The organism is Pirellulales bacterium, from assembly GCA_035533075.1.
GTDB lineage: Bacteria > Planctomycetota > Planctomycetia > Pirellulales > JAICIG01 > DASSFG01.
The window spans coordinates 1-22932 of sequence record DATLUO010000097.1 but is presented as its reverse complement, the minus strand read 5'-3'; the positions used below and the strand labels follow the sequence as shown (position 1 = coordinate 22932).

The following is a 22932-nucleotide window of genomic DNA, read 5'->3' as shown; positions in this document are numbered from 1 at the left end:
CTGCTAAGCCGTGCCACCTTGACCCATATCGTCGGCCTGCGGAATGATCAGCACGTTGTCGCCGAAATCTTCTTCCTCTTCTTCGATCTTTTTCCCGCGTTTGTCGAGCTTGACGTCCGCTTCCGCCGTCTTGCGTCTGGCCACCTCTACGAGCCGATCGTAAAGCTTGTCGCGGTCGGCCTGGTTGATGGAGCTGACCGCAGTCGCCACCTCGCCTAGGTAACGGAGGAAAACGTTTCGCCGCTCGCCTTCTTGCTTCACTTTCAAACGCCGCCGCAGATACATGTTCAGCTTGCGGCCGACGGCTTGCAGCGCCAACCGCAGTTCCTTTTGGATCTCAGGATATGACGCCACCGCTTCCTTCGACTCGCTGGTGAACGGCACCCAGACGCTGGCCAGGTGGACCATGATCGTCACAGGACCGTTGGGCAGCGAGCCGCGCGACTGCGATAAACCATAAGCCCGCCAGTTCGTGCCGGCAATCATTTGCGTGATGGCACACGCGCCTGGCTGAAACTGCAGCGGCACCCGGTTGGCAAACCGCATCACGTTCATCGTTTGCCCGTCTTCCAGGCTTACCGACCGCATGGCCGCGTGCAACTTGGCGATGTCGGCCGTCTTCAACTTGCTGGGCGTCAGGCGTTGGCCGAGATCGGCTTCCTTCAGAATCTTTTCCGCGCCGTCGGCGCCGATGCCGCTGAACGTGCTGATCAAGAACTGCCGCAGGCTGCGAGCGTCGCTCTCGGAAAGCAACTCGATCAGCGCTTCCAGCGAAACCTTTTGCGCCGTGCTGACGCCGCCGTAGGCCAGCGCGGCTTCGACGACGAACGGGTTGCCGCGATAGACCGCCGGCGGACGCGTGGCGGCCACATAAAACTCGCCGGGCACGACCTTGTGCAGCCCCTTCAGCAATAACTCCTCGCCGATCGGCACCAGACAATCCGTGGCGGGCGAGCCGATCTTCGTCTGCTGGATGGCCTGATACAGCGAGTCGGCCTCGTGACGGCCGATTTTCGTGGTCGATGCCCGCACGCTCAGCTTGGCCGTTTCGCAAATTTTGCGGGCCACCGCCGGGCTGACGCGCGAAAAGCTGGTGGTCAGGAACTGGGCCAACGTCGTGGCCTTGGTGTCTTTGAGCATCGTCATCAGCCGGCCCAACTCGACGCCGTAAGGGTGCGGCTTGATCTCCTTCGGCTCCGGCGGAAGCTGCTCGGCCGACCGCTCGTAGATGGTCGTGTTCCCCTCGGGATCGACGTAGTGCAGCGTGACGTGCGGATTGGCGATGGCCGTCTGCTGCAGATATTCGTCGACGCTGCCGCGGCCGCGTTGGTAGCGGGCTTCCAGCTCGATCGTCACGCGCGTGCCGTGATCGAGCTCGATCCACTCGATTTCGTGCTTCTCGATGACTTTGCGTCCCGCCTCGCCCGGCGGAATATCGACGCCCTCGCCCTTGCCGTTGAGGATTTCGGGCTTGTTCTTCTTGGTGTCGATCTGGATTTCATAGTAATGGGCGGGCTTGCGCGGCGAAATCTTGGAAATGATCTTAACCGGTTTGCCCGTCGTGAGCACGCCGTACATGCCGGCGGCGCTGATGCCGATGCCCTGCTGCCCGCGGCTCATCCGCAGGCGGTGAAACTTGGAGCCATAGAGCAGTTTGCCGAAGATATTGGGGATTTGCGATTTCAAGATGCCGGGGCCATTGTCTTGAATGCCGACTTTGAAGCGGTTGGGCGAGGTCTGCTCCACATGCACCCAGACTTCGGGCAAGATGCCGCCCTCTTCGCAGGCGTCGAGCGAGTTGTCGACGGCTTCCTTGATGGTGGTCAGCAGGGCCTTGCGGGGGTTGTCGAAGCCGAGCAGGTGCCGGTTCTTGGCAAAGAACTCGCTGACCGAAATATCGCGCTGGCTGGCCGCCATCGACTCGGCCGTGGCCCGGCGTCGGCGGGCGGACGCCGCGCCGTTGCCGTTGACCGAACCGTTGCCCGTGTGGTCGTGGGCCGCGCCGTTGGTTTCGTCGGCAGACCCGTTACGCTCGACTTGGGCGGAAGGGTCGGCGGGTTTTTCGCTCAAGGGTGCGTCTTCCGTTGCGCCGATCAAGGCGGACCTCCGTGCGTGCGATTTGCGGGCGTGCTTCATCTAACCGTGGGTTGCCGTGGGCAGGCAACGATGCAGATTATGCCGCGCCGCCCGCCTGCGAGGAAAGAACAGTTTCGACCGTAGGAATTATAACGGCCGGTCTACGGCGGTCCCAGGCGGTTTTGGGACTGCAAGAGCCCTATTCGCCGACGAGCGCAATTCTGCCTTTTGCGAGGCTCGCGCCTGCGGTCACGATTGCGCGACTGGCCGCAAAAAGCGTGCGTCGCGGGCATAGCGACCGCCGAGAGTCTTATTAGCCCAACGGCCAATCAGACCAAACTCACAGACAGGCCCCGAAAGGAATCGCCCGATGGCTCGTGCATGGTTGCCCACACGCCTGGCGTGCATGGCGCTCGTCGCCACAGGTCTCAGCCTGACCGGCGTCGCCGCGCAGGCCGCCGACCTGTTTTACAACAACTACGTGGCTGGCAACCCGCCGGCCCAACTCTACCCCAGCCCGCGCCCGACGCCACCGCTGGTCGGTCACACCTACGTCACGTACCAGCCGCTTTATCCGCAGGAATTCCTCTATCGCCATCACCGCAGCTATTCCCGCTACGATGGCCGCCACCTGCTGCCGGTGACGCGCACGACGGTGTCATGGAAATCGGGCCTGCTCTCGGGGCACGTCTGGTATCCGCGTCGCTATCCGGATGTGATGTTCCAATACGCGCCGTAAAGACCGACGCCACGACCGTTGCGTCGATGTTCACAAGCGCCAAGTACAAGTTGAGGGAAGTATGAAGTCGCGACTCTTACCCGTGACGATGGCCGTGGCGCTTGCCGCGGTGCTTGGCAGCGTGGCCGACACGGCCCTGGCCGGCGGCACCCATCGCGCAAAACGCCACAACGCCTGCGGCTCCGAGTGGGCGGGCGGTTATTACCACACCATGTGGGGCCAGCCCGTGGCCTTGGTCGTGCCGCCCACGGCCGAACTGCAAACGCACTGGAACTGGGGCGTGGCGCAAACGTCGGTGACGCCGATTTGGCCGCAATTCACGCGTGCCTATCCCGGACCCTACGCGGGCGGCCGCGGCTTTCTGCCCACGCCCCGCTGGCCCAGCAGCACCGACCAGTTCGGCGTCTACTATGTCCGAGGGCCATGGTGACGGTTCGGCTCATTCATCAAACAGCGGCAATTGCCTGGCCGTTGGCGATTGCCCCTGCGGCCGATGTCCCTCCAGCCATCGCCCGATGACGGCCAGTACATAGTCGAGTTCATCCGCCATGAGCTCGCGGCCCTTGTCGATGGCGTGCCATTTGTGCAAACAAGAGCGGCAACAGGTGGCCGTGGCGTGCTGCGCGACGAATACCGGATGGCCCCGCCAAGGCGTCTGCCGGCCGTCGCGACCGGGTGCGGCCGGAGCCAGCCGTTGCGACAGCATGTCGCGCCCCTCTTGCAGGACAATCGGCATTCCCTTGCGGTCGAGATACGCGATCTCGCGCTCATCGAGCCGGAAGCGTGCCCGAAACCGCGACCGCGCGAGACGCTGCAGCACGCGTTCGATGCGGTCGTGTGCGATTGCAACCATGTCTCGTCCGGCAATCCTAATGGGCTGTTCGTGGCGTGATTAGCTTATCGCGCCCTCGTCGGTAAGGTCAAACTCCGCACGCGGCCCCAGAACCGCCCTAGCACGAATTTCCCCGCTTGGCTACACTACCCTGTCGAACGAATTCCGAGGGGGCGATAGGCACATGGAGGCGCCAATGTCCCGACGGCGGCTGCGCTTTGTTCATTCCAGCGACTGGCATTTGGAATGCCCGCTGGTCGGGCTGACGGAAGTGCCCGATCTGTTGAAGCCCGTCTTTGCCGATGCGCCCTACCGTGCCGCCGAAAGAATCGTCGGCACGGCGCTGGCCGAGCAGGCCGACTTCATGATATTGTCGGGCGACATCCTCGACATCGAGCTGGCCGGGCCGCACGGCGTGTCGTTTTTGTTGCGGCAGTTCGCGCGGCTGGCCGAGCGTCAGATTGCCGTTTATTGGGCCGGCGGGCGGGTCGATCGGCCCGAACGTTGGCCCGCCGCCCTGAACTTGCCCGGCAACGTTTATCGGTTTTCCAGCCGGCGGCCCGAAGACTTTCTGTTCCCCTCGGCCGACGCCCCGCTGGCACGCCTCACGGGGCTGAGCCGCCCGCGCGGCGGCAAACTGCGGGCGGCCGATTTCTGGCCCGACCCCGACTCGCTGCCGACCATCGTCGCCGCGCACGGCCGCATCGACCGCGCGGCGCTCGCCGGCCGCAACATCAACTATTGGGCGCTGGGCGGCAAACATCGTCGCACGACCCTGCTTGACGGCCCGCAGCCGGCCCACTATCCAGGAACCCCGCAAGGCCGCGGCCCCGCCGATCTGGGCGCGCACGGCTGCACGCTGGTCGAAATTGACGAACAAGGCCGCGTCGAAATGCGCAACGCCGCCAGCGACGTCGTGCGGTGGTGCCATCGTCGGGCAACCGTCCACGAGACAACGACCGGCGAATCGCTGGAGCAGATGCTGGCCGACCAATTGCGCGAGTTGCGCAGCACGTCGCCCGATCTCGATCTGCTCGTCGTCTGGTCGGTCGCCGGGGCGGGACCGGTCGTTTCCGAGCTGCGGCGTGGCGAGCTGGCCGAAACGCTGCTTGCCCGGCTGAGGCGCCGCTTCGGCCACGACCGTCCGGTGGCGTGGAGCGCGGCCATCGAGCTCGAACCCGAGGCGGCGGTGCCGCCCGCCTGGTCGCAGCAGGATTCGCTGCTGGGCGATTTCCTGCGTGCGTTGCCGCAGTTCGACGGCGAGGGAACCAACGATCCGGCCGATCTGAGCGGGCCGCTGGAGCTGCTCGTCGGCCAAACGCCGCGCGGGCAACAGCTCGATCGGCTGTTGCGTCTGAGCGACCCGGCCAATCGTCGCCGGATGCTGCAAAAAGCGGCCGCCCTGGGGGCCTCTCTCCTGACAAGCGAGGACAAGCCGTGAGAATTCTTTCGGCCCAAGTCGATGGTTTCGGGGTCTGGAGCGGTCTGAAGCTCGAAAACCTGAATGATCGGATCGCCGTCTTCTACGGACCGAACGAGGCGGGCAAGACCACGCTCTTGCAGTTCGTGCGGACCATGCTCTACGGCTTTTCGCACGATCGCGCCCACCGCTATTTGCCTCCGCTCCGAGGCGGCCAGCCCGGCGGCACGCTGCACGTGGCGGCCGGCGCCGCGGGACGGTTCGCCATCAGCCGGCATCGAATTCAAAAGGGCGGCGAGCACGAAGAATTGCGGATCGTGGCGGCCGACGGCGTCTTGCAGCCCGATTATGTGCTGGGCGGTTTGCTGGGCGGCATCGACGAAGCGACGTTCAAGCACGTGTTCGCCCTGGGGCTGGGCGAAATGCAGGAGCTCGGCACGCTCGGCGATTCCGCGGCGTCGGAATTCCTTTACCAGCTTTCGACGGGCCTGAACGGTGTGACGCTGGCCGAAGTGCTCCGCGAGCTGGCAGCCTCGCGCGAGCGAACCGTTTCGTCGGACAAAAACGCCTGCAAGCTGGGAGATCTGCTCGGCCGCCGAGAAACGCTTCAGCACGACGTCGACGAATTGCGGTCGCAGGTGCATCGCCAGGCGGCCATCGCCCACGAGCTGGCCGAGCTGGAAACGACGGTCGCCGTTTGCGAAACCGACCGCGAGAACCTGGAACTGGCCGCCAGGGCCGTGGAGGCGGCGGTCACCGTTCGCGAACCGTGGCGGCGACGGGCGGAGCTGACTCGCGAGATCGCCGAGCTGCCGCCGGTGGCCGCGGTTTCGCCCGGCACCCTCGAACGGCTGGACGTGCTCAACGAGGCCTTGCAGGGCCGGCGGAGACGCATCGCCGAGCTGGTGCGGGCCCGCAGAACAGTGCGCGACGAGATGCGGGCATTGGACTTCAACGCCCGGCTGGCCCGCCATGCGCCGCGCATCGAAGCTCTGGTCGAGCAGGCGACGTGGCTCGGTACGCTGGAAACGCAGGTCGAGCAGCTCACCGCCGAGATCACGTCGCTGGAGCACCAGTTGGCCGAGCACCGGCGAGAACTGGGCCTCAACGGCAAGCAAACGCACGACCAAGGACCGGCGCGCAAGGCGATCGTGGGCCGCCTTCGCCCGGCGGCGCGCGGCTTGGCAAAGTCGGAAGCGCGCGCCAAGACCGCCCACGACGAGCAGGCCGCGTCGGACCGGCAGGCCCAAAAGCTGGCCGAGCAGATTCGTGCCGCGCTGCGCGACGGCTCCGATCACGATCTCGCTCCGGCGCTGGAACGAGCCGGCAACTTGGTCGCACAACTGCGGCGCCGCGTACATCTCGACGAGCGATTGGGCCAGCTTGCCCGGCACGAATCGGAGCTGGCCGATCAAGGGCGTCTGCTGCTCGACCGCCAGCTTTTGCCGGCCTGGGTGCTGGTGGCTCTCGGCTCGGTGTTCGTGTTCGGCGTGGTGCTGGTGCTCGCCAACATGTTCTTGCCGTCGTCGCTGGTGGGAACAGCCGGCTGGATGCTGGCCACAATCGGCGCACTGGGGGCCATCGGGGCGGCGGGCGGAAAGTTCCTGCTCGACCGCTCGGCGACCAATCAGCTCGAAGCGTGCCAAAAGCAGGCGGCCATTCTGGCGTCGCAGGTGAAGCAGGCCAAGGAAGAGCGCGAGGCCATCGACGCACAGTTGCCCCGCGGCGGCGGCCCGCTGCTGGTCCGCTTGCAAACGGCCGAAAAAGAACTGGCCGCTTTAGAAGAGCTACTGGGCGTCGATTCGCAGCGCAAGGCGGCGCTGGCCGCGGCCGAAGCGGCCGCAGCGCGGGTTGCGGCGGCCGACCGCGACAGCCGCGAAGCCCGGCGACGCTGGGAGCAGGCGTTATCGTCGGCCGGTTTATCGAAGAACCTTACGCCCAAGCAGGCCCGCCAGTTCGCCGGCCGGCACGGCAAGCTGGCGGAGTTGGCGCGGCAGCATGAAGAGCGGTGGAGCGAGCTGCAAGACCGTCAACGCGATCTCGACGCCCTGAGCGGCCGCATCAAGCAGGTGTTCCACGACATCGAGGCACATCCTTCGGCCCGGCGGGCCAGCGAACAGCTGCACGAGCTGCGGCAGAAGCTGGCCGCGCACGAAGTCGTGGCCACGAAACGCGCGGCCTTGGAACAACGGGCCGCCCGTTTGCGCCGCCAGCAAACGCGACTCACCACGGCCGTTCGCCGAGGCGAGCAGCGGCGGCAGCAGTTGTTGCACGAAGCTCACGCCGCCGGCGAGGCCGATCTGCGGGTCCGCGCGGCCGAACACGACCGACGGCTGGCGCTTGTCGCCCGCCGCGACGCCCTCTCGCGCGACATTGCCACCGGCCTCGCGGGCCGCTTGAGCGAAGACGAGCTGCGCGTGTGGTTGGAAGGTCCGGAGTGCGAGCGACTGGAAGCACGTTGGGACGAATTGGCCCGGCAGATCGACGCGGCCACCGACCGGCTGCACGTGCTGCACGAACAGCGCGGGCGGCTCGAGCAGGAGGCGATCTCGCTGGCCGACGATCGGCGGATGGCGACGCGGCTGGTCGAGTTGGGCGCGGTCGACCAGCAGGTGCGCGAGGCGGTTGAACGCTGGCGCGTACTGACCGTGACCGAATGCCTGCTCGACTCCGTCCGCCGCACCTATGAGAGCGAGCGACAGCCTGAGGCGTTGAAGGAGGCGTCGAAACACCTCGCACGCCTGACGGACGGAAGGTACACGCGAATCTGGACGCCGCTCGGCGAACGGGCGTTGCGCGTCGACGACGGCGAAGGCAACTCGCTGCCGGTCGAGGTACTGAGCCGCGGCACGCGCGAGCAGCTCTTTCTGAGCCTGCGGCTGGCGCTGGTCGACGTGTACGGCCGGCGCGGCGTCGAGCTGCCGCTGGTGCTCGACGACGTGCTGGTGAACTTCGACGCCCGGCGCGCCCAAGCTGCCGCGACCGTATTGCGAGAGTTCGCCGACGCGGGGCACCAGGTGCTGGTATTCACCTGCCACGAGCACCTGGCGCAACTGTTCCGCAATTTGAGGGTGTCGGTCCACGCGCTGCCGGCCAACGACGATTCGGGGGCGATCACGGTGGCCTATCCGCGCAAAGCCGATTCAACGGAGGAGCCGCAAGGAGATCGCTACGAGGTGGCGGCCGCATGGCAGCCTGAGGAGGACGGCGGCGACGTTGTGGAAGTCATCGACGAGGTGCCCGAAGAGGAGCCGACCGCCGGGGCCAAACCGAAGCGGCCGCGGAAGGGCCGCCGGAAAAAGCCGCGGCCCGCGGCGGAACATCGCCCCGCGGTGGACGACGACGTGGAGCCAGGCCGCCCGCACCGCGTATCGGTCGTGCGCGGCAAACCGCTTCAAAACCCGTTCGCCGATACGAGCTGGCACGAGCCGGTCGATGACGACATGGACGACGCGGCGTTGGTGGCCGAAGACGAGCCGCTGTTCGAGGTGGACGATCGAGACGAGACGTGGCCCGATGACGACGGCCCGCGCTGGAGCGGCTCCGACGACTGGCATCCCGGCGACGACGGGCACGAAGCGGCGTGACGACAATTGTCTGTCGATAGCTTACGAAGCAGGCGGCTCGCACGTGCCGACGGTCAGTCGAAATGACTGGAGTCGACCAAGAAGTTGCTATTGTTGCCCAGCGGCATGTAGGGCAGCCAACGGCTGCCGTTGACGGTCGGGGTTCGAGCGTTGCGGCCCGGATACCAAGCGATCCCCATCGAAACGTTGTAGGCGTCGCTGGCCGAACCGATCGGACCGGCCGACGTATTGGGAGCCATATACATGGCGTTGGCATACAGGGCAAGCTGGTGATTGAGAGGCAGCTGCGCCGTCGCGCCGATGATCGCCGAGCCGGCCAGCGCATTTCCTACCAGTTCCTTCGAGACCGGCAACCCGACGCGGAGCCAGGTGTCGGCTCCGAATTCATATTTGTGGTGCCAAAAGGCGTTGATCTGACTGATGGCGCGAAACTGGTTGTGATTGTCGGGGACGTCGCGGATAAAGCTCTTGTCGTGCCACGTCCCCCACACGCCAAATGAGTTCCGGCCACTCAGCGCCCACTCGAATTGTCCGCGCCACTGACTGATCGTGGGCGAAACGGCGTACTGCGAGTAATTGTTGTTGATCATCCAGTCGTGAACAAGGCCGAAGCTGGCGCGCTGGCCCTCCTTTGCGCGGCGGAAAAAGCCGGTGGTCACGAAAACCTGCTGCTGCGCGCCGCTCGTTTCCGTGGCGGGCGGCGGTCGGCCGCTGAAGTCGTAAATGCCATAGCTGGCTCCCAGTTGCCAGCCGATTCCCCAGGCCTCGAAGATCGGCACGCCGGCGTTCGCGCGCGTCACCTCGCCAAAATTGCTTGGCCCCGAACCTTCGGGCGGACCACGAAAGGTGTCGAAAAGCTGCAATGCTTCGAAGCCGAATCGCGGGCCGTCCTGGCCAACCGCAACGTCGCCGGCTCCGGCGCGGCAGTTGTCGCACGAGCCGTCCTGGCACTGAGTGCAAGCGGGAGCCGCCGGCGGCGTTTGCATCGCTTGGTTGGCGGGCGGCCCATTCAGATAGGAGAGTTGCGAGAGATCCTGCTGGGGCATGCCCTGCACGTTTTGATTTTGATTTGGCGGGTAAGGCTGCATGCCGGGCGGCGCCGGCCCGCGACCGGTGGGCGGCGCAAAGGAGGCCGGATAGCTCGGTTGCTGGACGCCGGCCGGAGCAGTGCCGTAGGCATTCGGGGCGGACTGGAAGGGCTGCGCCGGAGCGGGCAGCGCGGCCGCGCCGGGCCGCGCATAAGGAGACGGTTCCGTAAGGTTGGACGGGGAGTATTGCGCGTCGGCGTCTCCACTGAGGATGAAAGCAACAAGTGCCGCGCTGCTGACCACGCAGAAATGAAGGCTGTGCCGGCTCAAGGTCGCGCCTCCGAGGAAAGGCGTTGGGTTAGGACGGACGACGGTTGCCCGCAGAGTTGGAATCCGGTGGGGCGCGGATTGTTTCAGAATCGGGGGTGCCAGGCAAGCCGAGTTTCTCTCGCCGTGTCTGGCAATTCACAGCCGTGACGTTCGCGGGTGTCTCACTTCTAAGTGACACTCGAGCGCGAAATGGCACGAAATCTCCCACCAAAGTGTGCGGTTTCACCAATTCACGGAGCACGGCGGATTTTGACTAACCGTTAAACTCGCCGTAACCGATAAACACATCCTACCGGGACTTTGAGCTAACGATGAGACGATGAATTGTCGGACTTTCACCTGCGCGCCGCTTGTCGTTTCGCTTTGGGCCTGCCTCCTTGCTCCGCGAGCGGACGCCGACGACGACAGCCGATCGCCGTTTTTTGCCGCTAGCGGCGGCGTGGCCTCGCGATACGCCAGGGCAAGCGCGCCATCGCCGCAGAGGGCGCAGTCCGACGCAGCAGACGCCGCGTCCGCCTCTCAAGCCCCTCTGGGCAACGGCGACGGCACGAAGACAAAATCGACCGGCGGTTCCGGCCAGGGCTTCGACGCCTCGGTCGTTCAAGCAGGCGAAACAGCCTTCAACCGCCATTGCACTTCGTGCCACGACGCTCAGAAGGCCCTGCAGGCAACTAAGAACCTCGCCGGCTGGCGGACCACCGTGCGGCGCATGGCCGGCAAGCCGGATGCGGAGATTCCGGGCAACGTCCACGAGTCGATCGCCACCTACCTCGCGTCTCGCAACCAAAGCGCAAGTGGCGAAACAGCGGCAAACGGGGGAAAGGAGGCCGGGACCGCGGCGGCCGACGCCGGGTCGCCATTCTCTTTCTGGGGCACCTTCTCTCCCTGGTGGCGCGGCGGCGGTGGCAACGCCGTGCAGGATCCCGGCTTCTTCCCCGGTTTATGGATCGGCGGCACCTGGCAAGGCGATGGACCTGTCAGTGCCCGGGCCACCGCCTGCACAACCTGCCATAACGAGGCCAAACTCGACCTGGTCGAGGCCGCGGTCCGGTTCGACATCACCAAGTATCTGCGGTCTCGTAGTTGTACTCGCCCGTCCCAGAGCGAGCCGGAGGCCGACGTGGCGATCGATGCCGGGCGGTTCATCGTCCCCTTCGGAGCCTTTTATCAGCAGTCGAACCCCGGCGTTTACCGCACGGTGAGCATGCCCCTGATCTACAACATGGGCGAGCGGGTCTTTGCCACCAGCCTGAGCGCAGGCCCCTTGGGCTTTCCGGTCTTGCCGATGCCCTATGCGGATACCGGGGCGAATCTTTCGCTTGGTCTACCGATCGCGGAGAACGCAAATGCCACGTTCGACGCCTACCTCGTCAACGGCCTGCAAGGGTCTTCCAACGGCGTCGACTTTGTTCTCACGCGGCAACAGTACTATGGCAACAATCGGCCTGCCGGCGGCGGGAGGGTTACGATCGGGGGACAGCACCTGCGGCTGGGAGCGTCCGTGACGGGGGGAAGCTTCAATACGAGTGCGGCAAGCCCAACCAACCAGGTATTGAACTACCTTATTTTCGGGGCCGACGCGACATTCCGCTGGAAAGACCGGCTACGCGTGCAGTTTGAGTACGCGCAGCGCAATTCGGGCCGGGTCGGAACCGTCCCCGCCAACATTTTCACCGAGCGAGTCGGCGGCTTATACCTGGAAGGCGAGGCGCTGATTTCCCGGCGTTGGAATATGAGTTTCCTGGCACGGTACGACTCGCAGTCGACGCAAAGCTTGCTGCCGCCTCCCGGCAGCACCCTCACGACCGGAAGTTTCACGGTGCAGCGATTCACCTATGGCGTGAACTGGACGCTACCGGGCGGCAGCCTGTTGATGGTGAACGAGGAACATTGGTTCCTGCCCCATAGTCTTGGCAGTGTTGACATCCTCGGTGTTCGTTGGGCGGTGACATTCTGAATCGTGAGCATGTAGCGAGCGGTAATCGGCGCGAACCGGTGTCCGGGACGAGTGTGGCAAATGTCAAAAACGTGTAAAGCCATGACGATCCATCGCATCTCGCGACACGCGACGTCGTTTGCGGATGGCGCCCGGCCGGCCGTGCGGTGGGCCGCGGTTGTCGTGGTGCTGGCGGCGGCATGGCTGTCAGGCAACCGGCCGGCAGCGGCGCAGACGAGGGCCGCGTCGAAGCCGTCGGTCGTGCAAGAGGATGCTGCCGATCCCGCTCCCTGGCAAAGTCAGAACTGGCCGCTTGTCATGGAGCGCGAGAATCGGGTTTCCCGCCGCGTCGTCGAGAACAACTCGCGCCAACGGCCGATGCCACATCCGCCGCGCCAGGGGCCTGCAATTGTTCGACCCGTCGTCGAGGACAACTTGCCCGAATGGCAGACGCCAGGCTATTCTCCCCAGAGGACTGGAAGCGCTCGGTCCGTCGCTCAGCAGAACTTGCCGGAATGGGAAGTGCTAGGCGCCTTGCCCGAGGGCGAAGAGATTGTACTGCCCTACGTAGACAACAACGTGCCCGCGTGGCAGATGGCCCCTTCGCCGGATCAATATGAGCCCGACCCCTGGTACGCCCCCGGCGGCCGGCTCTGGGGCCGTGCCGAATTCCTGCTGCTTTGGGGCAAAGGCGCCGACCTGCCGGCCCTAGCCACCACAAGTCCGATTGGCACGGCTCAGGCGCAGGCCGGCGTTCTCGGCGCGCAAGGCACGACGCTGCTCTATGGCGATCAGATGGTCAATTCGAGCACTCGGGCGGGCGCCCGGTTCACCGTTGGCTGGTGGCATTCCCCTAGCCAGAAGTTCGGATTCGAGGCCACGTATTTTACCGCGGGATCGGCGTCGGCGGGATTTCACGCCTCGGATCAAACCAATCCCATCCTTGCACAGCCCTTCATCAACGCCCAAACCGGGGCACAAGACTCGTCACTCGTGGCCTATCCGGGGCTCGAGACGGGCACGCTTGATGTCAGGTTGAAAAACCAGTTCTACATGCTGGGAGGGCTGTTTCGCGCGGCGTTAGTGCGGGAACCGAAGTACCGTCTGGACGGCCTTTTCGGCTTCCGCTACGCCCGGTTCACGGAAGACATCAATGTCAACTCGCAATCGACGTCCATCTCCGCCACGGGGGCCGTCCCGGTAGGGACCGCCACGAGCATCTCGGATTTCTTCGGGGGCTCCAACAATTTCTACGGAGCGGATTTTGGGATTGCCACCCAAAGCCGCCGCGGCCGCTTGTCGGTCGACCTTTTGTGCAAGATCGCCCTGGGCTACAGCCAATCTTCGGTTCTGGTCCAGGGAGTAACGACCACAACGCTTCCTTCACAGGCTTCAAGCATCGCTTCGGGAGGGCTGTTGGCTCTGCCGACGAACATCGGCCGCCACCAACTCGGTGGCTTCGGAGTGCTTCCCGAGCTCGGCGTCACTTTCGAATACCGGTTCACCCGACGCCTGAGCGCCACATTCGGATACACAGTCGTGTATTGGAGCCGCGTGGCCCGGCCGGCCAACCAGGTCGACCTGCACATCAATCCTTCCCAGTTCCCGCCCGGACAATTGACCGGCCCCGCGTCCCCACAATTCCAGTCGGTGATCACCGACTTCTGGTTGCAGGGAATCACCACGGGGCTGAAATACCAGTTCTGATTCACGATTGCCTCACCGCTTGCGAGTTTCAACGCGCGAGCCGTAATCGGTTAGCGCACCTTGCGGCCAGGCCGCACGCAAGGCGTTGAGCACGGCTACCACGTCGATCGCCTCCTGCGAGATTGCCCCCGCCACCGGCGGCAGGTAGCCGCAGGCCGCCAGAATCATGCCCACGAGACTCAGCAACATCCCTCCCACGGCGCTTTGCAGCGCAATCCGACGCATCCGCTCACCGATGTGAAGCAATTCGTCGACCCGGCCCAGCATGTTATCCATCAGTACGGCGCCGGCAGCCTCGGTGGTCACCTCACTGCGCTGACCCATCGCCAGGCCCACCGTGGCGGCAACCATCGCCGGGGCGTCGTTGATACCGTCACCCACGTAGAGGGTATCGTTGCGGGAAGTCTCTTCACGCACGATGGCCAGTTTCTCTTCGGGCGTTTTGCCGGCGTGGAGCTCACTGATGCCGACACGCTCGCCCAGATACTGCACCTCGGATAGTCGATCGCCCGACACAAGCATGACTTTCTGAAACCCGTGCATCGGTGCGAGGTGGCCGATCAACCCGGCCCCTTCAGCGCGCGGCTCATCGCGAAACCGAAACGTGGCGGCGTAACGGCCGTCAATCACGATCACGCATTGCAGTCCACCGGTCGATGGCGGCAAGCGGCCGACCACGTCCGGTTGCTCGGCCAGCAGCTTCTGCGAGCTCGTCACCCGAACGAACCGCCCGTCAACCGTTCCCCGCAATCCCTCGCCAGGATGTTCCTGAACCGACTCAGCCGCAACCAGCGGGAGCCGCAGCTCCCTCGCGGCATCGAGGACTGCCGTAGACAGGGGATGCTTTGAGTATTGCTCAAGGCTGGCGGCCAACCGTAATACCTCGTTGCGATCGAAGCCGGCGTCGACGTACTGCTCGATCAATCTCGGCTCGCCGTAGGTCAGGGTCCCCGTCTTGTCGAAGATGATAGTACGGCAGCGGCCGATCCGCTCGAGGACCGCCGGATCGCGGATGATGATGCTGCGACGGGCGGCCAGCGAGATGGAACCGATAATCGCGACGGGGATTGCAATCAGCAGCGGACAGGGGGTTGCAATCACCAGCACCGCGAGGAAGCGGGTGGCTTCGCCGCTCACCAGCCAGGCCGCCAATGCCACGGCTAATGCGATGGGTGTATAGACGGCGCCGAGTTGGTCGCCAAGCCTTCGCAGCCGCGGGCGATGCTGCTGCGACGTTTGCATGACCTGCATGATGCGCGAGTACCGCGAGTCGACAGGCAACCGCACGGCGCGAATGCCCAAGGCAGCCTCACCGTTGATCGCCCCCGACAGCACATCCGACCCGATCGACTTCGAGACCCGGTAGGGCTCTCCGGTCAGATAGGCCTCGTCCATGCTGCCATGCCCGCTGATCACCACGCCATCGACCGGGCAGACCTCGTGCGGCAACACCGCAATCGCATCTCCGACCCGGATTTCCTCCAACGCAATGTCCGTCAGGCCTGACTCGGTCTGGCGATGGGCCCGCGACGGCATGCGTCGAGCCAACGCATCAAGAACGGACGATGCCCGCCGGACGGCGAAGGATTCCAAGGCAGCGCCGCCTGACAACATGAGCACGACCAGGGCGCCGGCCAAGTATTCCCCAAGCACGATTGCGGTAACGATGGACATGCCGGCCAGCAGGTCCGACCCAAATTGACCTCTAAGCAGTCGCAACGCCAGTTCGACAATGAGCGGCCCGCCGCAGACGGCCAATGCCAGCCAGAGCGACCATCGGGCCGCGGTTTCCCGCATCACAAAACCATGTTTCGCAATCAGATATGCGACGACGCACAAGAGGGTGATCGCCGCAATGGCGGTGTGGCGACGCTCCCACCAGCGGCCGAAGAACAGAACGTCACCGGTTGGTACGCCGGGGAACGACCGTTCGGCGTTACCTCGATCGGTCGGCGGCGACGAATGGTCCATAGCACCAACAGTATCATCTTTTGACCCGATCTGCAGCACGCAATTTGCAAGCCGGTGCCAATCGCCGCAGCCGCGACGTCACCGCCTTGCCAGCACGGCTTCTTCGATGCCGATCGAGACGTCGACCTGCTGGCCGACGTAGAGCCGCTCGCCGTTCGACTCGATCTTGTAGACCACTTGCAGCACGCGCGTGTCGATCCGCTCGGTGCTGTCACCGGTCAGCGATCGCTTGGGCACCACGTAAGGCTCGACGCGCACGAACTTCAGGGCGAACTCGTGGTCGGGTCGGCCGCGCACCGTGGCCACCGCCGGGGCGTTGGCCGAAAATCGGTGGATGTCGTGCTCGTCGATGTCGACGCGGACGTGAAGCAAGTCGATGTTCCCCAGCACGATCGACGGCTGATTCGACGGCGCCGCCACGAACTCGCCCAGCCGCACGTTCACTTGCAGCACCTCGCCCTCGACCAAAGCCCTGACCGTGCGGACGGCGATTTCGGCTTTCGTTTGTTCGACCTGCGCCAACGCCTCGTCGAGCGCGGCCTGTTGCGCGAGCAGGTCATACTGCCAGGTGCCCGCCTCGAGCAGTTTGAGCTGGGCTTTCATGCGGGCGAGTTGGGCCTCGGCCTTTTGATATTCCTGTTGGCGAGAAACGACGTCTTCCGCGGTCAGCACCTTGCTGGCCGAAAGCCGCTTAGCCCGCGCCAGCGAGTCGCGGCGGGCGACCAGGTTCGCCTCCATTTCCGCCACTTGTGCTTCGGCCACCGGCAGCTCCTCGGGCCGCGGCCGCCGCTGCATCTGCGTCAACTGCGCCTCGGCCGCCGCGGCCGTCGCCTGCCTGGCCTTTAAGTCGGCCTGCTGAATGCGGTCGTCGAGCTGGAACAACGGATCGCCCGCCTGGACGCGTTGGCCGACTTCGACGAACACTTGCGTTACCACTCCGGGCACCTGCGAGCCGATGGCGATGTTCTCGGTTTGCGGTTCGACCATGCCCGCCCCGGCAACCGCGCGAGCGAACGGCGCATGCGAAGGTTCGATCGGCGGCTCGGCCAGCGGCGGATCTTTCGACGCTCCGGCGACGTGCATGGCCGCGAAAACGATGAGTCCGATGGCAGCGGTGGGCAAGAAGTAATGGGTGATCATCGTGAAGGGGTTGGCAGTTGGGGGTTGGGGGTTGGTGTTTCGATGGCCGCGCCTAAAGCCTATCGCCTATCGCCTAACGCCTTTTCACGCAACGGCCTGCAATGCTTCCAAGCTCCACGCCGTCGCGCTGGTCTCAATCTCCGTGATCCGCCCGTCCTCCATGCGGGCGATGCGGTCGCCGAATTCAAACACGCGGCTGTCGTGGGTGACGACCACTACGGCCCGCCCGTTTTCCAACGCCACCGTACGCAGCAGCTCCATGATCGCGCGGCCGGCGCGAGCATCGAGGGCCGAAGTCGGTTCGTCGCAGACGAGCAGTTTCGGGCCGTGAATTAACGCGCGGGCAATCGCCACCCGCTGCTGCTCTCCGCCCGAGAGCTTGCTCGGCAGGTGATGGCAGCGGTCGCCCATGCCCATTTTTTCCAACAAGGCGTGCGCCCTGGCCAACGCCTTGCGTCGCAGCCAGCCGGCCACGATCAGCGGCACGGTGACGTTCTCGGCCGCGGTCAGCGCCGGCAGCAGATTGAACTGCTGCAAGACAAAGCCGATGTTCTGCCCGCGGAACTTGACCAGTCGATTGCCGCCAAGCATGGCCAGGTCGGCGCCGAGCACATGGAGTTTGCCGGCGGTAGGCCGCAGAATGCCGGCGATCACCGAGAGCAGCGTCGTTTTGCCGCAGCCGCTGGGGCCGACGAGCAGCGTGATCTCGCCCGGATAGACGTCGAGATCGACGCCGCGGAGCGCCTTTACCAGGGCGCCCTCGGAGCCAAAGTCTTTCGTCACATTGCGGCAGGTGATGGCGGGTGTCATTGAACCCTGAACCCTTCAACTCTGAAAGACCACGGCTGGTTCTAAACGTAAAACGCGACGTAGCGATAGCAGGCTGGCCGACGCGGCGATGACGAGCACGGAGATGCCTGTGCCGACCATCACTTGCCAGGGCATGAAGAACGCCATCCGCGTCGACTCGCGACAGACGTGTCCAAAACCGGCGGCCGCGCCGATGCCCAGCCCATAGCCGATCACACCGACGACCATCGCCTGGAACCAGATCATCGCCACCAGCCGCAGGTTGCCGGCTCCCATCGCCTTCAAAACCCCGAACTGCTTCAAGTTCTCAATCGTGAACAGGTAGAACGTTTGTCCGGCGATTGCCGCTCCCACGATGAATCCGAGCAAGACTGTGATACCGAAGTTCATGGGGATGCCGGTCTTGCGCATGTAATACAGGATGGTCGTCCAGGCGAATTCTTCGCGGGTCTGGGCCTTTAAGCCCGTTTGCAGGTAAATCTGGCGGCAGACCTCGGCCGGACCGGTGCCTGGTTTACCCTTGGCCAACACGAATGACAGCACCTTCCGCTCGCGGGGAGAGAAGAGCACGGCCTCGCTGTAGCGAGTGTAGACGACCGGATACGTCTGGAATGTCCGCCGCGCTTTGCAGACACCGACCAGCACCGCCCGGCGGTCGTTCATCTCGAACGTCCTGCCCGTGCGATATGGCTGGTTCGGCCAAAGTTGCTGATAGCCGTTCTCGTCCATGATGACGGCGCCGGGCCGGCGGAGATCGGCCAGGCTTCCGGCGACGATTCGCGGCGGCGCGCCGACGAGCGTGGCGTCGTCGAGTCCCAACAGAACGATCTGCTGGAAGCTGCCTGTCTGAAGCCGCGCACGCGTCAGCCCTTTATAGAGCCGCACGGCCCACTGCACCCCCGGCACGCCGCGGACGCGATACAGATCGTTCTCCGTAAGCGGTTTGATGTCGTCGATGAACTGCACGCTGGGATCCATCACCCAGATATCGGCTCCTTGCAGGTCTTTGATCTGGCTGGTGGTGAGCAGCATCAAGCCGCAAAAAATCGAGCTTTGCTGCGCGATCAAGAGCGATGCGAAGGCGATGCCGAAAATGATGCCCACGTATTTGCCTTTGTTGCCGGTGAGCATTTTCCAAGCGATCCAGGTCATCGGGCGGCCCTTTCACCAATCTGCTTCACGGGTGAAGCCAACTCTGCTGGGCAAAGACGGAGTCGACGGCCGCAGTGGCGGCCGTCGCGCTGCGATCGAGTTTCGCGGTTGCCGTTGCCGCGCTGCCTACGCCCGTCGCGTCGGTCAGCGTCGCGGTATAGGTCAAGGTCCCATCGGGCAGCGCCGACACGTCGATTCCCGATACCGCCTGGTTGGCGGAGGAAATGACGCCGCTTCCCGTCACGGCGGCCCCTCCGGCGTCGCTTGTTACGCTGTAGTCATAGGTCGCCCCGATCTGGGCGCCCGAAAACGTAAATCCCGCTGACGAAGCATCGGCGGCTTGGATCAGCGATTGGTTCGCTGTAATCGCATACCCGGTCGGCACTCCGAGGGCCGCCAGCGCGTCCGGTGCGAATACCGACGTCAGGGACGAAGCAGCCGTGGTCTGGGCGGCAGATTGTGGCGCGGCGGCCGCCGACTGCGAGAACAGACTATCGACGACCTGCACCATGGGCGGCGACGAAGCCAAGAACAACCTGCGAGAGATCAGCCCCGCAACGAGTCCCCTCTCGCCGATGTCATACTCGACCCCGTTTTCTCCCGCGCCGAGTTGAACCACGATCTGGTCTTGGCTGGCGGTTCCTCGCGCTACTCCACCGATGGTGCCGGCGGTGGCCATTCCGTCGAGAAAATAGGGAGAATCCGTCACTTGGATCTGATAGGTTCCCGCCAGCAGTTTGTCGAAATGGTAGGATCCGTCCTGGCCGGTTTGAATCGGCGATTTTCCTGCCACCTGCACCCAATTCCCTTGACTGTCCTGGCTGAAGAGCCTCACGACAATGCCGGGCATGCCAAGATGAGGAATCCCTTGAGGAGTGATCCGGCGAGCGTCATTGTCGGCGTCGATATAAACGTATCCCGAGAGACTGCCGGTGGCGGGCGAGACCGTTGTTGGGTCATTGGCGGTGTCGTTCGCGGTGTTCAGCTCGCCGCCACCCGAGACCGTGGCCGTGTTGGTGACGCTGGCCGGTGCGCTGTCGGCGACGCTCACCGTGACGGTGAAGTCCGGATAGCTGGCGCCGTTGGCCAGCGCATCGCTGCGAGTCGCTGTGACCGTTTGGCCCACGATGTTGGTAGTCCAGCCCGTGCCGCTGGCCGCCGTCGGCGTCAAACCGGCCGGCAGCGTATCCGTTACGGTCACTGGGGCGGACGTCGGTCCCGCGCCGGAGTTGCCGACCGAGATGGTATAGTTGTCGGAGCTGTCGCCCTGCCGGAAGTTACCGGTGTGGCTGCTGCTGACGGTCAGGTCGGCCACTTGGGTCACTACGGTCGGGTCGCTGGCCGAATCATTAGCCGTGTTCGTTTCGCCGCCGCCCGATACGTTGGCCGTGTTGGTGACGGTGGCCGGCGCGCTGCCGGCGACGCTCACGGTGACCGTCAAGTCCGGATAGCTCGCGCCGGCGGCCAGCACGTCACTGCGAGTGGCCGTGACCGTCTGGCCGGAGATGCTGGTGGTCCAACCTGAGCCGCTGGCCGCCGTGGGCGTCAAACCTGTGGGGAGAGTATCGGTTACCGACACCTGTCCCACGGTTGGCGCGCGGCCGGAGTTGCTGACCGTGATGGTGTAATTGTCGGCGCTGTCGCCTTGGCGGAAGTTGCCGGAGTGGTGGGCGGCAATTGTAAGATCGGGCATTGGCGGCGTGATCTTCGTCGGGTCGCTGGCACCGTCATTGGAGGTGTTCAACTCGCCGCCTCCGGCGACCGTGGCCGTATTGGTCACGCTGGCGGGCGCGTTGTTGGCGACGCTCACTGTGACGGTCAGGTCGGAATACTTGGAGCCGCTGGCCAACACGTCGCTACGCGTGGCCGTGACGGTCTGACCGGAAATGCTGGTCGTCCAGCCTGTGCCGTTGGCCGCAGTCGGCGTCAAACCGGTCGGCAGGATATCGGTCACCGTCACTTGTCCGATCGTCGGTCCCGCGCCGACGTTGTTGACGGTGATCGTGTAGTTATCGGCGCTGTCCCCCTGTTGGAAGTTGCCTACGTGGCTCACGCCGAGCGTCAAGTCAGCCGCTTGCGCGATCGGGGTTACGTCTGTCGCCGTATCGTTGGCGGTGTTCAGTTCGCCGCCGCCGGAAACCGTGGCCGTGTTGGTCACGCTGGCCGGCGCGTCGGCGGCAACGCTCACCGTCACGGCCAAGTCCGGAAAACCGGCGCCGGCCGCCAGTGCATCGCTACGAGTGGCTGTGACCGTCTGGCCGGCGATGCTGGTGGTCCAGCCGGTGCCGCTGGCCGCCGTCGGCGTCAAACCGGTCGGTAGCGTATCGGTGACGGTGACCGGGCCATTCGTCGCAAGCAAGCCGACGTTGCTTACGGCAATCGCATAGGTGTCGGACTTATCGCCTTGCCGGAAATTGCCGTTGTGGCTGTTCGTAATCGCCAGATCGGGCGCCGGAACCGTAATCGTGGTCGGATCGGTGGCCGTGTCATTGGCGGTGTTCAATTCGCCGCCTCCGGCGACGGTGACCGTATTCGTGACGCTGGTCGGCGCGGTGCTGGCGACACTCACCGTAACGGTCAAGTCCGGATAGTTGGCCCCGGCGGCCAGCACGTCACTGCGAGTGGCCGTGACGGTTTGGCCGGAGATGTTTGTGGTCCATCCCGTGCCGCTGGCTGCCGTGGGCGTCAATCCGGCCGGCAGTGTGTCGGTGACGGTCACCGTCCCGGTTGTCGGCCCGGCGCCGACATTGCTTACGGCGATCGTATACTGGTCGTTGCTGTTGCCCTGCTGGAAGTTTGCGGCGTGGCTGCTCTTAACCGTAAGGTCGGCCGCTTGAGTGACGGCGGTTACGTCCGTCCCTGTATCGTTGGCGGTGTTCTGTTCGCCACCACCGGAGACCGTTACCGTGTTCGTGACACTCGGACTGGCGTTGTTTTCGACCCGGACCGTCACGGTCAATGGCGGATAGCTTGCGCCGCCCGCCAACGCGTCGGTGCGCGTGGCCGTGACGGTTTGGCCGGAGATGCTGGCGGTCCATCCCGTGCCGCTGGCCGCCGTCGGCGTCAGTCCCGCCGGCAGGGAGTCGGTGACCGTCACTTGCCCGCTTGTCGGGCCTTGCCCGACGTTATTCACGGTGATCGCATAGTTGTCCGCGGTGTCCCCTTGCCGGAACTGGCCGGTGTGACTTACGCCGATCGTCAAGTCCGCCACCTGAGTGATCGTGGTTGGATCGCTGGCCGTGTTGTTGGTATTGGTCGCGCCGCCGCCCGAAACGGCGGCGGTGTTGGTGACGCTCGCGGGAGCATTATTGGCGACGCTGACCTTCACGGTCAGGTTGGGGAACGCGGCTCCGGCGGCCAATGCGTCGCTGCGCGTGGCCGTTACCGTCTGACCGGAAATGCTCACCGTCCAACCCGTGCCGGTCGCCCCGGTCGGACTCAGCCCCGCCGGCAGCGTGTCGGTCAGCGTCACCTGCCCGCTCGTCGGCCCGGCGCCCGTGTCGCTGACCGTCAACGTGTACTGGTCGGCGGTGTCACCCTGCCGGAAATTGCCCGTATGGCTGCTGGAGATGACGAGGTCGGGCGGCTGCGCGGGCGGGGCTGGGGGTGTGTAATCGATCGTCAGCGTGGGCGGGTTGGACGAGTGCATGGAACCGATCATCTTGCCCGAGTTCTGAGTCTCGTCGCCCAGCATCAACCAGCCGTAGTTGGTACTCGGATTGTTCAGCCAGCTCTGGACGTCGGCCACCATTTGCGAGGTGGAATTCCACGTGGAGCTTGTACCGTCCGCGCCGAAAACCGTCGTGCCGCTCACCGTGGAGGAGAAATCGCCGCCGGGGGTCTTCCAGGACTGATTGGGATAAAAGGTGTTTGTCCAGGTGGCGTCATTGGTCGTGGTCGGAGCAAACGGCGGCATGAAAGCAGTGGGGATCCCCGTGCCTTGGCCCCAATTCGACAGCACGTCGTGCAGCTCTACGGTGGGAGTTACGGCGGTGGTGGAATTGGTCAACTCGATCGACACGGTGAGCGTCACGCTATTGATCGTTGAGCCCGCGGGAATACTGCCGGCAACGTTGAAGTCGACAAGGCCGCGCATGGGCGTCAATGAATAGTGCTCAAGACCCACAAAAATGTACTGGGATGCACCTCCGCTGTACTGGGGATACTGGTACTCGATCAGCGAATTGTCCTTGACCGGGGTGAG

The 22932-nt window shown here is 64.6% G+C and carries 14 protein-coding genes; 6 read left to right on the top strand and 8 right to left on the bottom strand.

The features are described 5' to 3' along the window. Positions 1 to 3: 3 nt before the first annotated feature. The gene (locus VNH11_12900; GenBank protein ID HVA47259.1) at positions 4 to 2070 is read right to left on the bottom strand and encodes a DNA topoisomerase VI subunit B; all 2067 of its coding nucleotides are present in this window, start codon (positions 2068 to 2070) and stop codon (positions 4 to 6) included. Between the two features lie 376 nt (positions 2071 to 2446). Between VNH11_12900 and VNH11_12895 the strand changes: the two genes are divergently transcribed. Both VNH11_12895 and VNH11_12890 read left to right on the top strand, forming a co-directional pair. Beyond that, the gene (locus VNH11_12895; GenBank protein ID HVA47258.1) at positions 2447 to 2815 is read left to right on the top strand and encodes a hypothetical protein; all 369 of its coding nucleotides are present in this window, start codon (positions 2447 to 2449) and stop codon (positions 2813 to 2815) included. 61 nt (positions 2816 to 2876) lie between these two features. Continuing rightward, entirely contained in the window at positions 2877 to 3245 is a 369-nt protein-coding gene (locus VNH11_12890) for a hypothetical protein (protein HVA47257.1), read from the top strand. A 9-nt stretch (positions 3246 to 3254) separates the two neighbouring features. Here VNH11_12890 and VNH11_12885 read toward each other — a convergent pair whose 3' ends face one another. Beyond that, positions 3255 to 3668, bottom strand: coding sequence for a DUF4186 domain-containing protein (locus VNH11_12885; GenBank protein HVA47256.1), 414 nt, complete (start codon positions 3666 to 3668; stop codon positions 3255 to 3257). Positions 3669 to 3843: 175 nt separating this feature from the next. On the opposite strand from VNH11_12885, the gene VNH11_12880 reads away from it, so the two are divergent. After that, a complete protein-coding gene (locus tag VNH11_12880) occupies positions 3844 to 5088 on the top strand; it encodes a DNA repair exonuclease (protein HVA47255.1) in 1245 nt (414 codons plus the stop codon). After that, a complete protein-coding gene (locus VNH11_12875; GenBank protein ID HVA47254.1) occupies positions 5085 to 8654 on the top strand; it encodes an AAA family ATPase in 3570 nt (1189 codons plus the stop codon). The genes VNH11_12880 and VNH11_12875 overlap by 4 nt, the downstream gene beginning before the upstream one ends. A 53-nt stretch (positions 8655 to 8707) precedes the next feature. Here the strand turns inward: VNH11_12875 and VNH11_12870 are convergent, their stop codons facing one another. Continuing rightward, positions 8708 to 10012 carry a DUF6666 family protein gene (locus VNH11_12870; protein HVA47253.1) on the bottom strand — a complete coding sequence of 435 codons (1305 nt, stop codon included), beginning with the start codon at positions 10010 to 10012 and terminating at the stop codon, positions 8708 to 8710. A gap of 319 nt (positions 10013 to 10331) precedes the next feature. Between VNH11_12870 and VNH11_12865 the strand changes: the two genes are divergently transcribed. Next, entirely contained in the window at positions 10332 to 11969 is a 1638-nt protein-coding gene (locus VNH11_12865; GenBank protein HVA47252.1) for a hypothetical protein, read from the top strand. A 60-nt stretch (positions 11970 to 12029) separates the two neighbouring features. Further along, positions 12030 to 13655 (top strand): BBP7 family outer membrane beta-barrel protein, encoded by a 1626-nt coding sequence (locus VNH11_12860; GenBank protein ID HVA47251.1) that lies wholly within the window; start codon positions 12030 to 12032, stop codon positions 13653 to 13655. Positions 13656 to 13667: 12 nt separating this feature from the next. On the opposite strand, the gene VNH11_12855 is transcribed toward VNH11_12860, so the two are convergent. The 5 genes from VNH11_12855 to VNH11_12835 all read right to left on the bottom strand — a co-directional run bounded on the left by VNH11_12855 (position 13668) and on the right by VNH11_12835 (position 22824). Continuing rightward, entirely contained in the window at positions 13668 to 15452 is a 1785-nt protein-coding gene (locus VNH11_12855; protein ID HVA47250.1) for a heavy metal translocating P-type ATPase, read from the bottom strand. A 252-nt stretch (positions 15453 to 15704) separates the two neighbouring features. Next, positions 15705 to 16766, bottom strand: a complete 1062-nt coding sequence (locus VNH11_12850) for an efflux RND transporter periplasmic adaptor subunit (protein ID HVA47249.1) — start codon at positions 16764 to 16766, stop codon at positions 15705 to 15707. Positions 16767 to 16850: 84 nt separating this feature from the next. Continuing rightward, positions 16851 to 17576: an ABC transporter ATP-binding protein gene (locus VNH11_12845; GenBank protein ID HVA47248.1), complete on the bottom strand. Its 726-nt coding sequence runs from the start codon at positions 17574 to 17576 to the stop codon at positions 16851 to 16853. A gap of 15 nt (positions 17577 to 17591) precedes the next feature. Next, positions 17592 to 18728 (bottom strand): ABC transporter permease, encoded by a 1137-nt coding sequence (locus VNH11_12840; GenBank protein ID HVA47247.1) that lies wholly within the window; start codon positions 18726 to 18728, stop codon positions 17592 to 17594. A 25-nt stretch (positions 18729 to 18753) separates the two neighbouring features. Beyond that, complete coding sequence (locus VNH11_12835; protein ID HVA47246.1) at positions 18754 to 22824, bottom strand: hypothetical protein; 4071 nt, start codon at positions 22822 to 22824, stop codon at positions 18754 to 18756. Positions 22825 to 22932: the final 108 nt, after the last annotated feature.